10 protein-coding genes and 1 pseudogene are annotated in these 15148 nt (G+C 60.7%); all 11 read right to left on the reverse strand.

Going from position 1 to position 15148, the window contains the following annotated elements; all coding sequences use genetic code 11:
* Window positions 1-17 precede the first annotated feature (17 nt).
* Window positions 18-1829, reverse strand: a complete 1812-nt coding sequence (locus FFS13_RS19050; RefSeq protein ID WP_137820632.1) for a DAHL domain-containing protein — start codon at window positions 1827-1829, stop codon at window positions 18-20.
* Window positions 1826-2785, reverse strand: coding sequence for a cytochrome-c peroxidase (locus FFS13_RS19055; protein WP_137820633.1), 960 nt, complete (start codon window positions 2783-2785; stop codon window positions 1826-1828). Before FFS13_RS19055 ends, FFS13_RS19050 begins: the two co-directional genes overlap by 4 nt.
* Window positions 2786-2932: 147 nt before the next feature.
* The gene (locus FFS13_RS19060) at window positions 2933-4825 is read right to left on the reverse strand and encodes a GGDEF and EAL domain-containing protein (protein ID WP_137820634.1); all 1893 of its coding nucleotides are present in this window, start codon (window positions 4823-4825) and stop codon (window positions 2933-2935) included.
* The gene (locus FFS13_RS19065; protein WP_137820635.1) at window positions 4822-7125 is read right to left on the reverse strand and encodes a bifunctional diguanylate cyclase/phosphodiesterase; all 2304 of its coding nucleotides are present in this window, start codon (window positions 7123-7125) and stop codon (window positions 4822-4824) included. Before FFS13_RS19065 ends, FFS13_RS19060 begins: the two co-directional genes overlap by 4 nt.
* Window positions 7122-8807, reverse strand: a complete 1686-nt coding sequence (locus tag FFS13_RS19070; protein ID WP_171006523.1) for a sensor histidine kinase — start codon at window positions 8805-8807, stop codon at window positions 7122-7124. The genes FFS13_RS19065 and FFS13_RS19070 overlap by 4 nt, the downstream gene beginning before the upstream one ends.
* Window positions 8808-9251: 444 nt before the next feature.
* Entirely contained in the window at window positions 9252-10151 is a 900-nt protein-coding gene (locus tag FFS13_RS19075; RefSeq protein ID WP_137820637.1) for an ABC transporter permease subunit, read from the reverse strand.
* Between the two features lie 73 nt (window positions 10152-10224).
* On the reverse strand, window positions 10225-11106 hold the full coding sequence (locus FFS13_RS19080; protein ID WP_171006524.1) for an ABC transporter permease subunit: 882 nt from the start codon (window positions 11104-11106) through the stop codon (window positions 10225-10227).
* Window positions 11107-11129: 23 nt separating this feature from the next.
* Entirely contained in the window at window positions 11130-12272 is a 1143-nt protein-coding gene (gene potA, locus FFS13_RS19085; RefSeq protein ID WP_137820639.1) for a polyamine ABC transporter ATP-binding protein, read from the reverse strand.
* 56 nt (window positions 12273-12328) lie between these two features.
* Window positions 12329-13411 (reverse strand): polyamine ABC transporter substrate-binding protein, encoded by a 1083-nt coding sequence (locus FFS13_RS19090; RefSeq protein ID WP_371922971.1) that lies wholly within the window; start codon window positions 13409-13411, stop codon window positions 12329-12331.
* 240 nt (window positions 13412-13651) lie between these two features.
* On the reverse strand, window positions 13652-14749 hold the full coding sequence (locus FFS13_RS19095; protein ID WP_137820641.1) for a polyamine ABC transporter substrate-binding protein: 1098 nt from the start codon (window positions 14747-14749) through the stop codon (window positions 13652-13654).
* Window positions 14750-14939: 190 nt separating this feature from the next.
* Window positions 14940-15148: pseudogene (locus FFS13_RS19100) on the reverse strand (aspartate aminotransferase family protein); the annotation flags it as partial.

The raw sequence follows: 15148 nt of genomic DNA on the forward strand, positions 1-15148 counted from the left end.
CAGGAGGTGCTGCATGCTCAGAGGCTGCCCTCCAGTGCTTTACAGGGTAATTCGAGCGTAAAGGCTGCGCCTTTGCCCGGCCCATCGCTGTGGGCCGTCAATGTGCCCCCCATCTCCATCGCCGCCAACGCACAACTGTGCAGGCCGAAGCCGTGGCCGTCTTTGCGGGTGGTGAAGCCATGGGCAAAGATACGGGTCAGGTTATCCGGCGCAATGCCTTCGCCTTCGTCCTTCACACAGATCCGTATGTTGCTCTTGTCCACGACATCCACACAGAGCGTCATCCTGCGGGACCGCTCGACCAGGTGAGCCATCGCATGCTTGGCATTACTGATCAGATTGATCAGGATCAGCAGCAGCCTATGCTTATCCAGCAAAAGCACTGGCACTTCGGCAAACTCCTTCACCACCGTGACCCGATGGAGCGTGAGCGCCCCGGTGTTCAGGCGCAGGGCTTCCTCCAGCAAATCGCTTATTTGCAGCGGCTCGACCATGCTGGGCGCGCCCGCATAAGACTGCTGAGTGGCGACGATCTCCTTGATGTGGTCAACACTCTTGGTCAGCTGCCCAAACTCTTCGACGATGCTCTGCTGTTCGGCCGCCAGCGCCTCTACCAGCTGGTTCAGGTAGCCCGGCAGCAGTTTGCCCTTCTCGTCACGGGTCATAAAATCGCCCAGGTCCGCGGCGTGCTGGTTTATCAGTTGGACCGCCTTGGCGAGCCCCTGGGCTTTGGAGGCGCGCACCTTGCGACTGACCACATCGGCCGAGATGTTCACACTATTGAGGACATTGCCGACATTATGCAGCACGTTGGTGGCTATTTCGGCCATGCCCGCCTGACGAGCCGTGGTCACCAATTTGCTTTGCGCCTCCTGCAGTTCGCGGGTGCGCTCTTGCACCCGCTGTTCCAACCCTTCGTTGGCGCCCTGGAGCTCCTTGTTCACGCGGTTAATCACGGCGTAGCTGCGGATCAGGCGACTGGCCACGTACAAGAGCAAGCCAACCAACACTGCCGAGAAGATCAGCAGGTACTGGCGATATTGCTGAGCCTGCGCAGCAGCCTGTAGCTGTTCTCGACTCAGGATGTCGTCGAGGTCGTCGATACGCGCGGCCACCGGCACTGCGGCGATACTGTTCAGTAGCCCGTTCACCACGTTCTGCTCACGCAAGACCGTGCGGACATGCGCATTAAAGATGTCCACCCCGTCGGCGAGATCGCTCGGTAGCTGCCCCGCGCTCGCAGCCAGACGATCCAGCTCGGCCGCGATCTCAGCCGCCTGGTCGTCGGAAGCTGCCTGGTTGTACACCAGGCTGGCCAGCAGCACGTTGTTCACCTGCGCCGAGACTCGTTTTAACTCGCTCTGATCGCCGTCCTTGGCCTGGCTCACTAACGTCTGGATGTCGTCTGCCGCAGTGGGAAGAAAAGCCAGAGAGTTGCGCAACACCGCGTTATGCGACTTGAAGTGCTCGATCAGCCTGGTTTTTTCCTGGATGGCCTGTTGATACGCCTCGAGGCTAGCGACCCGGACACTGGCGCCATCGCGCGCCTGACGGGTTCCGACCTCGCTCACTTGCTCGCGCAGCTTGTTCAGATCGCTCAGCGGGTTCACCAGCGGGTCGTAGCTCATGTTAAGGCCGATTTTTGACTTCAGCGCGTCCAGCTCCCATTGCGCATCCAGCTGCTTGATCTGCCGTAGCAGCGCGACGTTCTCGAAGTAATTTGACGCGTCGTAGGCCTGCGTCTTGATGTACAGGAACACCAGGAGCGCGGCGAATACCAGGCTCAGCCCGGTCATGGGCAGCCAGCTCAGTTGGCGGGGCATGTTCATTGCGGTTTCCCCTCAAGCTCGCCGGTTAAGGTGTGGAGGAATGTGATGATCGACACCTTGTCTTCCTTCGATGCGACGCGACCGAGCTGATACTTGAACATGACATCGACGGCGTCCTCGAGCGTCTTGGCCGTAGCGTCGTGGAAGTAGGGCGCGGTGAGTGCGACGTTGCGCAGGCTCGGCACCTTGAAGACGTGTTTGTCACTTTCCTCCTGGGTGACCAGGTAGAGTCCCAGATCGGCCTCGGTTGGGTTACCGCGCGTCTCGAAGTAGTCGCCCATGACGCCAAACTTCTGGAACATGTTGCCGCCGACGTTCACGCCCTGGTGGCAGGCGACGCAGCCGTACTGCTTGAACCTCGCATAACCTGCTTTCTCGGCGGCGGAGATGGCGTTCGAGTCGCCGCCAAGATACTGGTCGAAGCGCGAATTTGGCGTGATCAGCGTACGCTCGAAAGTCGCGATCGCGTTCTGGATATTCGCCTGCGTGACCCCATCGGGGTATGCAGCAGCAAAAGCCGTCTGGTATTTGGCGTCCCGCGACACCTTGGCAACGACGTCCTCCCACTCCGATCCCATCTCGACGGGGTTCTGGATTACGGCATTAACCTGCGCCTCCAATGAGTCCGCGCGACCGTTCCAGAATTGCTTAAAATTGAGCGCGGCATTGAGTACGGTCGGTGCGTTGACCCCGGTCAGTTTGCCGCTGAACCCGACCGAATGGTCTCGACTGTCGGCACCGCCCTTCCCTAAGTCGTGACAGCTCACGCAAGACACGCTGTTATTGGCGGAGAGGCGCACATCGTGAAACAACTGGCGACCAATCTCGGCCCGCGCCGGATCTTGGGTCAGTAGTGTGGATATCGGTTTGATCGGCTCGTCGAGTGGAGCTGCGCTTATCTGGCATGGCAGCCCGAGCAGGATGGCGAGGGTAAGCATCGGTTCGCGAGAAGGCATCTGGATTCTTCCTTGCTATCAATCAACCGTAAAAAACGCGCGCTTGCCTGGTCCATCGCGGTGGGCCCTCGGGGTGCCGCCCACCTCGCTAGCCCTAGCCTCCGCCCCGCATACGACAACGTGGATGGCTCTTCGTATCGGCGGAAATCAGAGGCATATTCGGCTCACGGAGAGCGGCACGCGCTCAGCCATGCCGCCGGCCAGTAGCGTGGCGAACGCATCGGCGGCAACCGGCCGACTAAAGTAATAGCCTTGGCCTTCCTCACACCGATGGGCCTGAAGGAAGGCGAGCTGTTCCTGGGTTTCCACGCCCTCGGCAATGACCTGCAGCTTGAGGCTTCTGCCCATGCCGATGATGGCGCTGACGATGGCGGCGTCGTGGGCATCCGTACCGATGTCGCGCACGAACGACTGGTCGATTTTCAGTACATCGACCGGAAACCGCCTGAGATAGCTCAAGCTGGAATAACCGGTGCCAAAGTCATCGATGGAAAGCCGCACCCCCATGTCCCTGAGTGCGCGGAGCACGGAGCCGGTGGACTCGACATCCTGCATGAGGGCGCCTTCGGTGATTTCGAGTTCGAGGTAGCGCGGCTCCAACCGAGTCTCGTGCAGCACCGCGCAAATGCCTTCGAGGAAGTCCTTGTTGCGGAACTCCAGGGGGGAGATGTTGACCGCCATGGACAGCGGCGGCAGATCGGCATCCCGCCAAGCCCGGGCCTGCCGGCACGCCTCGCGCAGCACCCACTGGCTGATCGGCACGATCAGGCCGCTGTCCTCGGCAATGGGTATGAACTGAGCCGGGGAGACAAATCCTCGATCCGGGTGCTGCCAGCGGATGAGCGCCTCCGCACCGGTAATAGCCCCGCTCTCAAGATTCAGCTTCGGCTGGTAATGCAGGACAAACTCGTGCCGCTCCAGGGCATGGCGCAGTCCTTCTTCGATTGATTGCTGCTCGCGGGCGCGCAGGTTCATATCCGGGATGAAAAAGCGGAAATCATCGCGCCCATTTTCTTTGGCATGCTGCATCGCGGCTTCCGCTTTCTTGATCAAGGTCTCCGCATCCTCGCCATCATCCGGATAGATGCTGATCCCCAGACTCGCGGTGATGTTGAGATCGTGCCCCGCGATGCATTGCGGCATCCTGAGTGCGGCGAGCAGCTTTTCCGCAATGCCGACGCTTTGTTGCGGGTGCGTCACATCCGCCAGCAGCAGCACGAACTTATCCGCGCCGTGGCGGAAAACGGAGTCCGATTTGCGCACCATCGCCACCAGACATTCCGCAGCCGACTTGAGCAATGCATCGCCGATTGGATGTCCCAGGGCATTGTTGATGCGTTTGAAACGATCCAGCCCGAGGAACATCACGGCTAGCTGTTTGCGCTGACGGCAGGCGATGGCCACCGCCTGCGTCAGCCGGTCCTGGAGCAGGGTGCCATTGGGTAACTCGGTGAGAGCGTCGTACTGGAGCAAATGGGAGATTTTCAGCAGTTCAAGCGCTCGGTCCTCAACGGTTTGCTCCAGGTTGCTCATTTTCAACGCCGCGTCTTGCGTCATCTGCCATTTCGCGGTCAGCGCGTTGGCCATTTGGCGGATCTCGATGCTGTCGAACGGCTTCTTCAGGATGAGCAGCCGGTCACCCAGCTCGAGACGCTCCGACATCGCCTCCCAGGAATAATCGGAATAGGCGCTGCAGAAGGCGATCTGCAGCTGTGGATCGATCTGCCAGAGGCGCTCGATGGTCTCGACACCGTCCCATCCAGGCGGCATGCGCATGTCGACAAACGCCAGGGCATAGGGCCTGGTCTCCGCCAGCGCGGACATGACCATGGCCAGGCCTTCCCGCCCCTGATAGGCGGAATCGAGCTCGAAGGCCTGGCGCACCGGCGGGGCAGCGCCGAACAGGGCCGCCTCGGACGAGATCAGGGCGGCGTCGCTGTCGAGATCCGGGCCGAGAATCTTCTGGAAATCCTGGTGAATTGCTGGATTGTCGTCGATCACCAGGATGCGGCGATTACCGGTGTTGGACGGCCAGTTCACACTAGAACCTCCGGAGGATCCTGCGGCATGCCACGGGGCAAGGTCACAGCGTGACTCTGCGCACTCGGGGCAATGCTGCCCAGCCGCAGGAGTTCGCTGGCGCGAGTGTTGTCCACCGCTTCGCTGAAATAGAAGCCTTGTGCCTGCGTTGTGGAGCCCGTCGAGATCAGCAGGGCTCGCTGCTCCTGGGTTTCCACCCCTTCGGCGATGATCCCAATGCCGACCTCGCGGGCGAAGTTGATGATGGCGCGGATCGTCGTTGCGCTATCGGGGTCCTCGGTGGCCGCGTTGATGAAGGACTGGGCGATCTTGAGGTGGTTCACGCGAAAGGTCTTGAGATAATCGAACGACGAGTATTCGGTGCCGAAATCGTCGATGGCGATCTTCACGCCGAGTTCACGCAGCTGTGGGAGCACGTCGTTGCGTGTCCATTTCGTCTGGGCCAGTGTGGCCTCGGTCACGTCAAACTCCAGATCGGACGGGGCCAGCCCCCACTTCGCGATGGTCTCGGCGACATCCCGGACCAGTTCGTGACCGCTTTTGATCTGGGCGAGTGAGAGATTGACTGCGATCACCGGTGGGGCCATCCCATTGTCACGCCAGAGGCGCATTTGCCGGCACGCTTGATCGAGCACCCAATGGCCAAGCGTCACGATGATGCCGGTTTTTTCCGCGACCGGAATGAAGGAACCGGCCGTGAGGAGACCGTGTACGGGGTGGTTCCAGCGAACGAGCGCCTCCATGCCTAAGATTTTTCCGGAAGACAGCTCGACCTCGGGCAGGTAGTAAAGCTCCAACTCGTGCTGATCGATCGCTCTTCTCAAATCGTTGGCCAGTGTCACCCGATCGAGCACCTCCTGGTCGAGATCCTCAGAATGGAAGTGGTACTGGTTGCGCCCCTCCTCCTTGGAGCGGTAGAGCGCCATATCGGCCTGCGCCAGCATGGCGTCCGCTCCCGTGCTACCGGGAGCATAGGGGCAGATGCCGATGCTGACCGAAATGCGCACCTCGTTGCCGTCGAGCGAGTAGGGCAGTGCCAGCGTGGTCTGGATTTTTGCCGCCAGCGCTCCCGCGTTCGCCGGCTCGCCCATGTCCAGTTGCAGTACCGCGAACTCATCGCCGCCCAAGCGGGCGATCACATCGCTCTCGCGCGTGCAGTTCTTGATGCGCTCTGACACTTCCTGGAGGAGCAGATCGCCCACTGGGTGCCCCAGCGTATCGTTGACGTCCTTGAAGTGGTCGAGATCCAGGTAAAAGATCGCGAACGAGGTGGCCCCGCGTGTGCTTGCCGCGAAGGCTTGGCGCAGGCGTTCGATGAAGGTCGCGCGGTTCGCCAAGCCGGTGAGTCCGTCGGTGCGGGCGAGCAGGGCGATTTTCTCCTCCGCCACCTTGCGCTCGGTGATGTCGAGGATGATCCCTTCGACCTCGATCAGCCTTCCCTCTTTGTTGCGAACCGGGATGTAGCGATTCTCGACCCAGCGGTAAGAGCCATCGCCGGTGCGCAGGCGAAACTCGATCGAGGCGCCTTGGGCGTCCTTCTCCAATACGCGCGCCATCGCCGCGTCGACCTTGGCCTGGTCGTCGGGGTTGATCAGCTCTTTCGCCCAGTTCGGTGATGCCACCAGTTGGGCGGCGTCGTGGCCGAATTTAGTGATGTTGTGCGAGATGTACATCAGCGGGAACGACGGCTCGCCGCGCAGACGGTAGAGGATAGTCGGACTGTTCTGGACGATTATGTTGGCGTCGGACAGCTCCTTGGTTCTTTCCTCGACCGCTTGTTCCAGGCAGCTCATTTTCAAGGCCGCGTCTTGCGTCATCTGCCACTTCACGGTCAGCGCGCTGGCCATTTGGCGGATCTCGATAGTGTCGAACGGCTTCTTCAGGATGAGCAGCCGGTCAGCCAGGTCTAGGCGCTCCGTCATCTCCTCCCAGGAGTAATCGGAATGGGCGGTGCAGAGGGCGACCTGCAGCTGCGGATCGACCTGCCAGAGGCGCTCGATGGTCTCGACACCGTCCCATCCGGGTGGCATGCGCATGTCGATAAACGCCATGGCATAGGGCCGGCTCTCCGCCAACGCGGACATGACCATGGCCAGGCCTTCCTGCCCCTGATAGGCGGAATCGAGCTCGAAGGCTTGGCGCACCGTCGGAGCATCGCCGAACAGGGCCGCCTCGGATGAGGCCAGGGCGGCGGCGCTGTCCAGCCCCGAGCCGAGAATCTTCTGGAAATCCTGGTGAATCGCTTGGGTGTCGTCGATCACCAGGATGCGGCGGTTGCCGGGGTTGGGCGACCAGTTCATGCGAGAGCCTCCGGGGGGGTAAGCGGCAGTTCGAGGGTGAAGGTCGCGCCAAGGCCGATGCCGTCACTCTGCGCCCGCAGCGATCCGCCCAGCTCCTTGGCGGCCAGTGCGCCGCTGTGCAGACCGAAACCGTGTCCGCCCTTGCGGGTAGTGAAACCATGATTGAAGATCCGCGTGAGGTTCTCCGCTGGAATCCCGGCGCCGTTGTCGCTGACCGAAAGCCGGACTCGGCCATCACCGCTGGTCAGACGCAGCCTCAAGCGCTTGTCGCTGCGCCCAGAGTCGTCGCAGGCGTGCCGGGCGTTGCTCACCAAGTTCACCAGGATCTGCAGGACCTTGTGCTTGTCGAGCATGATCGGCGGCACCTCGTCGATTTCGCGGATGACCTCTACGCCGTGACGGCTCAAGGAGCTCAGATTCATCCGCAGACTGTCTTCCAGCAACTCCCTGACATCGACGTGTTCCTCGACGCCGGACGCTGTGGCGAAGGTTTGTTGCATCGCCACGACCTCCTTGATGTGGTCGATATTCTGGCGCAGGAAATTCAGCTCCTTGACGCTCGCCTCCTGATCGGCCTGCAGGTGTTCGGAGAGTTGGCTCAGATAGCCCGGCAGAAGCTGGCCGCGGGGATCGCTACTGAGGTAGGTCCCTAGGTCGAGTTGGTGCTCTTGCAGCAGGGCGACGGCCTTGGCCAAACCCGAAACCTTGGACTTACTGATGCTGTCCGCCACCAGCGTGGCGGAGACGTTGACGCTGTTGAGCACGTTGCCGACGTTATGCAGCACCCCGGTGGCCACTTCCGCCATGCCCGCCTTGCGCGAAGCCTCGAGCAACTGTTTGTGCACTAGCTCCAGTTGTTCGGTGCGTTCCTTTACCCGCCTCTCCAAATCGTCGTGGGCAATCTGCAGCGCCCCTTCCGCCCTGGCGAGCGCGGCGAAGTTGGCCGCTTGGTCCGCGCGCCAGCGGTGCAACTTGCGCCAGACCAAGAGCCAGGTGACGAATAAAAAGACGATGGAAAGCATTGCAACGGTGACGGAAAAAATCGCCTGATTGCGCTGGTCGCGCTGGCTCGCGGCGAGGTCTTGCTGAATATGCTGCACGAGCCGGACTATCCCCTCGGCATAGATTTTTTTCTGCGCCTCATAGGCTTGGCCAAACACAATCGGCCGCGCTTGGCCGGGCTGCCCGGCCCGGACCAGCGCGAAGGCTTGATTCTCCATGTCGACTAATTTTAGATTGGCCGCGTCCGTCTGCTTGGTCGCCTCGGCGCTGTCGGACAGGGTCGTGAGCTGCAGCGTTTCCTTGATGATGGCATCCAGTTGGGGCTCGAACTGACGGTAGCGCCGCTCCCACTGCAGGTCGCCTGTGGTTGCCGCCATGCGGGCGGACATGGTCAGCACCTCGTCCAGGTGGACGATGCGTCCGCTCAGTTCCTGGAGGCGCAAATCGCGCAGTTGCGCCGTTGTGACATTGCGCAGCGAATCGAGCGCGAGCCAAAGCATGGCGAGCAATACCACGACCGTGAGCAACAATCCGACGGCCAGCCATCGGAGCGGAAACGGAGTCCCCGTGCCGCTTTCCGGGTTTGTCGTGCTTTGCGGTGCATGGAGAATTTCTTTCGGGCCAGCCGCGGCAGACGGCAATTCTTGCTGGCTGTTTTCTCCCTCGAGCGGTAGGTGCATGCTGGTTTCCCTTCCGGCTGGCATGGTAGTTGGTAGTTGGTAGACAACGCTGGCACCCTGGCGCGAGCCTGCGCCTTGGGGGTGGAACGAGCTGCAGGGGCTTTCACCTCCAGGACGCCACTGTGCAGTCCTTAGCCAGTGTAGGTGTTGTGCGCGAGTTTGCTTGCGACGGACAGCGTGAACCTTTTCGGCTCCAGCTTGAGCTCGTCCAGCACCAAGCCACGGAAAAGTTGCGGGTTGCAATCGCCCCTTTGCACTTGGATCTCGTATCCGCCCCATAAACCCCTGCCTATCCGCGGCCAGGCATAGCAGCCCACAACTCCCAGCCCGGGTCAGCCGACCTGGCGGGCGGCGGTTTGGCGCAAGTGCCGGGCCGGCCCGCTCAACCAAGCAATAAAAAAGGGCCACCGAAGTGACCCTTTGTGGTGCTAACTGCCAGACCGCTTAGGCGGCGATTTGTTGTTGCGACGGATCGCGGCGGCTGTCCGGCCCCTTCAGCAAGGCCGCCCCGGTGGTCTCATCCATGGCTTGCTGGATGTGGCGCTTGCGGCGCGCCTCGGCCTTACGGCCGAAGTACCAGATCAGGAAGGTGATCATCGACACCACCAGCAGGATCAGGCTGGCCACGGCGTTGATCTCGGGTTTCACGCCCAGACGCACGGCGGAGAACACTTCCATCGGCAAGGTAGTGGAACCCGGCCCGGAGACGAAGCTGGCCAGCACCAGGTCATCCAGCGACAGGGCGAAGGACATCATGCCGCCCGCCGCCAGCGAGGGCGCGATCATCGGGATGGTGATCAGGAAGAACACCTTCCACGGCTTGGCGCCGAGGTCCATCGCCGCTTCCTCGATCGACAGATCCAGCTCACGCAAGCGTGCCGACACCACCACCGCCACATAGGCGGCGCAGAAGGTGGTGTGGGCGATCCAGATGGTGAGGATGCCACGCTCAGCCGGCCAGCCGATCAACTGCGCCATGGCCACGAACAACAGCAGCAAGGACAGACCGGTGATCACTTCCGGCATCACCAGCGGCGCGGTGACCAGGCCACCGAACAGCGTGCGACCCTTGAAGCGAGTGACCCGGGTCAGCACGAAGGCCGCCAGGGTGCCCAGCGCGACCGCGGCAATCGCCGTGTAGCAGGCGATTTCCAGCGAGCGCAGCACCGAGCCCATCAGTTGGCTGTTGTCGAGCAGGCCGACATACCACTTCACCGACCAGCCGCCCCAGACCGTCACCAGCTTGGAGGCGTTGAACGAGTAGATCACCAGGATCAGCATCGGCAGGTAGATGAACAGCAGACCCAGTACCAGCATCAGATTCGAGAAACCGAAGCGCTTCATGCTCTGCCCTCCAGTTGTTTGGCTTGGCTAGGGTTGAACAGCAACGAGGCGGGCACTAGCCCTAGAAAACTCTTCATGCCCTACCCTCCATTTCCTTCGCCTGACTACGGTTGAACAGGATGATTGGCACGATCAGGATCGCCAGCATCACCACCGCCAGAGCCGAGGCCACCGGCCAGTCACGGTTATTGAAGAACTCTTGCCAGAGCACCTTACCGATCATCAGCGTCTCCGGCCCGCCGAGCAGTTCCGGAATCACGAACTCGCCGACCACCGGGATAAACACCAGCATGCAGCCGGCGATGATGCCGTTCTTGGACAACGGCACGGTGATCTTCCAGAAGCTGTTGAAGTTGCTCGAACCGAGGTCGGCGGCGGCTTCCAGCAGCGACAGGTCGTGTTTGACCAGGTTCGCGTAGAGCGGCAGCACCATAAACGGCAGATAGGAGTACACCACACCTATGTAAACCGCGAGGTTGGTGTTGAGGATCTGCAACGGTTCGTCGATCAGCCCAATGCCCATCAGGAAGGCATTCAGCAAACCGTTGTTGCTGAGGATGCCCATCCAGGCATACACGCGGATCAGGATCGCCGTCCAGGTCGGCATCATGATCAAGAGCAGCAGTACCGTCTGCATCTCCTTGCTGGCGCGCGCGATGCCGTAGGCCATCGGGAAGCCGATCAGCAAACACAAGATGGTGCTGAACAAGGCGATTTTCAGCGAGCCCAGATAGGCCGCAATATACAGCTCGTCCTCGCCGAGCAGCAGGTAGTTGCCGAGGTTGAGGAGCACCTGCAGCTTCTGCTCAACGAAGCTGTAAATCTCGGTATAGGGCGGAATGGCGACGTCGGCTTCGGCAAAGCTGATCTTCAGGACGATGAAGAACGGCAGCATGAAGAACAGGAACAGCCAAATGAACGGCACGCCGATGACGACGTGCCGGCCCCTGGGCAGGAGCCGCTTTAGTTTTCGAGTGTTCATGAGCGCAATGCTACCCCGCTATCGTCTTCCCACCAGACGAACACTTCGTCGTTCCACGTCGGCCGAGTGCCGCGGCGCTCGGCGTTGGCCGCGAAGGACTGGACGACCTTGCCGCTCGGCAGCTCGACGTGGAACACCGAGTGGCCGCCCAGGTAGGCGATGTCCTGCACCTTGCCACGCGACCAGTTGTACTCGCCGGTCGGTTGCTCGGTGGTGACCAGCAGCTTTTCCGGGCGAATGGCGTAGGTGATGTTCTTGTCCTGCACCGAGGTGCTGACGCCGTGGCCGACGTAGATGTTGCGCTCCAGCGCCGGGCTGTCGATCACCGCGTGGCCCTCGGCGTCCTCCACCACCTGGCCTTCGAACAGGTTCACGTTGCCGATGAATTCGCAGACCATGCGGCTGGTCGGCGTTTCATAGATGTCGATCGGGCTACCGATCTGCGCGATCCAGCCGAGGTGCATGATGGCGATGCGCTCGGCCATGGTCATGGCCTCTTCCTGGTCGTGGGTCACCATCACGCAGGTCACGCCGACCCGCTCGATGATTTCCACCAGTTCCAGCTGCATCTGCGAGCGCAGCTTCTTGTCCAGCGCGCCCATCGGCTCGTCGAGCAGCAGCAGTTTCGGGCTCTTGGCCAACGAACGGGCCAGGGCCACACGCTGACGCTGACCGCCGGACAGCTGATGCGGCTTGCGCTTGGCGTACTGGCTCATCTGCACCAGCTTGAGCATCTCGGCCACGCGCGCATCGATGTCGGCGGCAGACATTTTGTCCTGCTTCAGGCCGAAGGCGATATTTTGCGCCACGGTCATGTGCGGGAACAGTGCGTAGGACTGGAACATCATGTTGATCGGCCGCTCGTAGGGCGGCATATCGGTAATGTCCTGGCCATCGAGGAAGATCCGGCCCTCGGTTGGACGTTCGAAACCTGCCAGCATCCGCAGCAAGGTGGATTTACCCGAACCAGAGCCGCCGAGCAGGGCGAAGATCTCGCCCTTGTTGATAGTCAGGGACACATCGTCCACCGCTATCGTCTCGTCGAACTTCTTGGTCACCCGGTCGATTTTAACCAGCACCTCTTTAGGTTGCTGGTTGCCCTCGAGGGCTTTCTTGTAGGCGCCGGAGGCAACTGCCATTACAAAACTCCCAACTTATCTAGAGGGCCAGGCCCCTGCGGTCTGGCCTTTTGCACTTATTTACCCGACTTGACCTTGGTCCAGCTGCGGGTCATCAAGCGTTGCACTTTCGGCGGCAACTCGGCCGATACGTAGAGCTTGGCCAGTACCTCTTTGGAGGGATACACGGCCGGATTGGTGCGGACGGACTCGTCCATCAATTCCAGCGACTGGGTGTTCGGGTTGGCATAGCCAACGTAGTCACTGATCTTGGTGATCACGTCCGGGCGCAACACATAATTGATGAAGGCATACGCCTGCTCGGGGTTAGCGGCATCGGCCGGAATGGCCAGCATGTCGAACCAGAGGTTGCCGCCTTCTTGCGGGATCACGTATTCGATCTTCACACCCTTGCCGGCCTCTTCGGCGCGAGCGGCGGCCTGGAAGATGTCACCGGAAAAACCGACCGCGACACAGATGTCGCCGTTGGCCAGGTCGGAGATGTACTTGGACGAGTGGAAGTAGGTCACATAGGGGCGCACGGCCAACAGCTTGGCCTCGGCCTTCTTGTAGTCTTCCGGGTTCTGGCTGTTCGGGTCCAAACCCATGTAGTTGAGCATCAGCGACACCATCTCGTCGCCCGAGTCGAGGAAGGAGACGCCACACTGGCTGAGCTTCTTGATGTTCTCGGGTTCGAATAGGGTGGCCCAGGAGTCGATCTGGTCGACGCCGAGCGCGGCTTTGACTTTCTCTTCGTTGTAGCCGATGCCGTTGGTGCCCCACAGATAGGGGACGGCGTATTGGTTGCCGGGATCGTTGACCTCGAGCTGCTTGAGCAGCTCCGGGTCGAGGTTGCTCCAGTTCGGCAGCTTGCTGCGGTCGAGTTTCTGGAAGGCACCGGTCTTGATCTGGCGACCGAGAAAGTGGTTGGACGGCACCACGAGGTCATAGCCGGAACGCCCGGCGAGGAGCTTGCCTTCGAGAGTTTCGTTGGAGTCGAAAACGTCGTACACCACCTTGATCCCAGTTTCTTTCTGGAAGTCGGCCAGGGTGGTTTCGCCGATGTAGTCGGACCAGTTATAGACATGTACGGTCGACTCGGCCTGGGCAACCGCGCTCAGGCTCAACAGGGCCAGCGTGCTGATCAGGGTTTTACTCAAGGGCACTCGCACACGTCAGTCCTCATTCTTGTTAGTCAGTATGGCCGTTGATCGCGGCCAGTTTTACGCCTCTGCTCAGCCAAGCTGGCAGAACCTCATATCCAGGGCGCAGCAAAGCGCAAACGCCAACTGCTTGGAGCTAGTACTTCAACTAGGGGTACGGCGTAGTGGTTTAAGCACTTCATCCAACAGGCTCCTGACAGGCCTCCAGCGGGAGCACCCGCCGGAGGTGTCGTGGGCTTATTTGCCGGACTTGATCTTGGTCCAGCTGCGGGTCATGGTGCGCTGCACATTGGCCGGCAGATCCGAGAAGGCGTAGAGCTTCTTCATCGTCTCTGCGCTCGGGTAGATGCCCGGGTCGTTGCGGATCGCCTCATCCACCAGCGGCGTGGCAGCGGCATTGCCGTTGGGGAACTGCACCTCATTGGTGATCTCGGCCATGATTTCCGGCTGCAGCAGGAAGTTAATGAAGGCATGGGCAGCCTCGACGTTGGCGGCATCCGCCGGGATCGCCACCATGTCGAAGAAGGTACCCGCACCTTGCGTCGGAATGTTGTAGGCGACTTGCACACCGGCCTTGGCTTCCTCGGCGCGCGACTTGGCCTGGTAGATGTCGCCCGAGTAACCGATAGCCACGCAGATATTGCCGTTAGCCAGATCGGAGATGTATTTGGACGAGTGGAAGTAGGCAGTCGACGGGCGAACGCTCAAGAACAGTGCTTCGGCCGCCTTCAGTTCTTTCGGATCCTGGCTATCGGACTTGTAGCCCAGGTAGTGCAGCGCAGCCGGCAGCATCTCGGTCGGCGAATCGAGGAAGCTGACCCCGCAGTCTTTCAACTTGGCCATGTTCTCCGGCTTGAACACCAGATCCCAGGAGTTCACCGGCGCGTTTTCGCCGAGCGCTGCCTTGACCTTGTCGACGTTGTAGCCGATGCCGATCGAGCCCCACATGTAGGGGAAGGCGTATTGGTTGCCCGGATCGCTGACTTCCACGGTCTTCAGCAGGTTGCTGTCGAGATTCTTCCAGTTCGGCAGCTTGGACTTGTCCAGCGGCTGATAGACCTTGGCCTTGATCTGCTTGGCGAGGAAGTTGTTCGACGGCACGACTATGTCATACCCGGACTTGCCAGCCAGCAGTTTGGCTTCCAGGGTTTCGTTGCTGTCGAAGACGTCGTAGACCACCTTGATGCCGGTTTCTTTGCTGAACTTCTCGACAGTGCCCGGCGCGATGTAGTCCGACCAGTTGTAAACGTGCAGCACTTTGTCATCGGCCTGAACAGCGCCGGCCATGACTCCCACTAAGGACAACGCGAGTAAGGACTTGCCGAATGTTTTCATGCGTACAGCTCCTGTTGTTGTTTAAGTATCCGAACGGTGACGTCTGCCTGGAAGTTCGAAAACGCGAACTGCCCTTGGTCATCACCCTTCGGCGAGCCTGGCCAACGCACGAGTGCAGTCTGGCAAGGTCTAGCGCGGGTGTACAACTGCCAGGCGAACTGGCTAACACTTTATAGACCCGCTCTGCGGCTTAACCCAGCACTGCACTGGCGGTGAGATCCAGGCACTTACGCGCCTTGGCCACCAGCTCGTCGATCTCGGCTTTGCTGATCACCAGCGGCGGCGCAATGATCATGGTGTCGCCGACCGCGCGCATGATCAGGCCGTTGTCGAAACAGTGACCGCGGCAGATCATGCCGACGCCCTGACCCTCGAAACGCTCGCGGGTCTGCTTGTTCT

The sequence above is a fragment of the Pseudomonas sp. 2FG genome (assembly GCF_005502935.1).
Taxonomy (GTDB): Bacteria; Pseudomonadota; Gammaproteobacteria; order Pseudomonadales; family Pseudomonadaceae; genus Aquipseudomonas.

What these genes read in the sequence shown, in the direction of transcription:
- FFS13_RS19050 (WP_137820632.1), bottom strand. Translation starts at nt 1,829, where the DNA reads ATGAACATGCCCCGCCAACTGAGCTGGCTGCCCATGACCGGGCTGAGC.
- FFS13_RS19055 (WP_137820633.1), bottom strand. Translation starts at nt 2,785, where the DNA reads ATGCCTTCTCGCGAACCGATGCTTACCCTCGCCATCCTGCTCGGGCTG.
- FFS13_RS19065 (WP_137820635.1), bottom strand. Translation starts at nt 7,125, where the DNA reads ATGAACTGGTCGCCCAACCCCGGCAACCGCCGCATCCTGGTGATCGAC.
- FFS13_RS19070 (WP_171006523.1), bottom strand. Translation starts at nt 8,807, where the DNA reads ATGCACCTACCGCTCGAGGGAGAAAACAGCCAGCAAGAATTGCCGTCT.
- FFS13_RS19075 (WP_137820637.1), bottom strand. Translation starts at nt 10,151, where the DNA reads ATGAAGCGCTTCGGTTTCTCGAATCTGATGCTGGTACTGGGTCTGCTG.
- potA (WP_137820639.1), bottom strand. Translation starts at nt 12,272, where the DNA reads ATGGCAGTTGCCTCCGGCGCCTACAAGAAAGCCCTCGAGGGCAACCAG.
- FFS13_RS19095 (WP_137820641.1), bottom strand. Translation starts at nt 14,749, where the DNA reads ATGAAAACATTCGGCAAGTCCTTACTCGCGTTGTCCTTAGTGGGAGTC.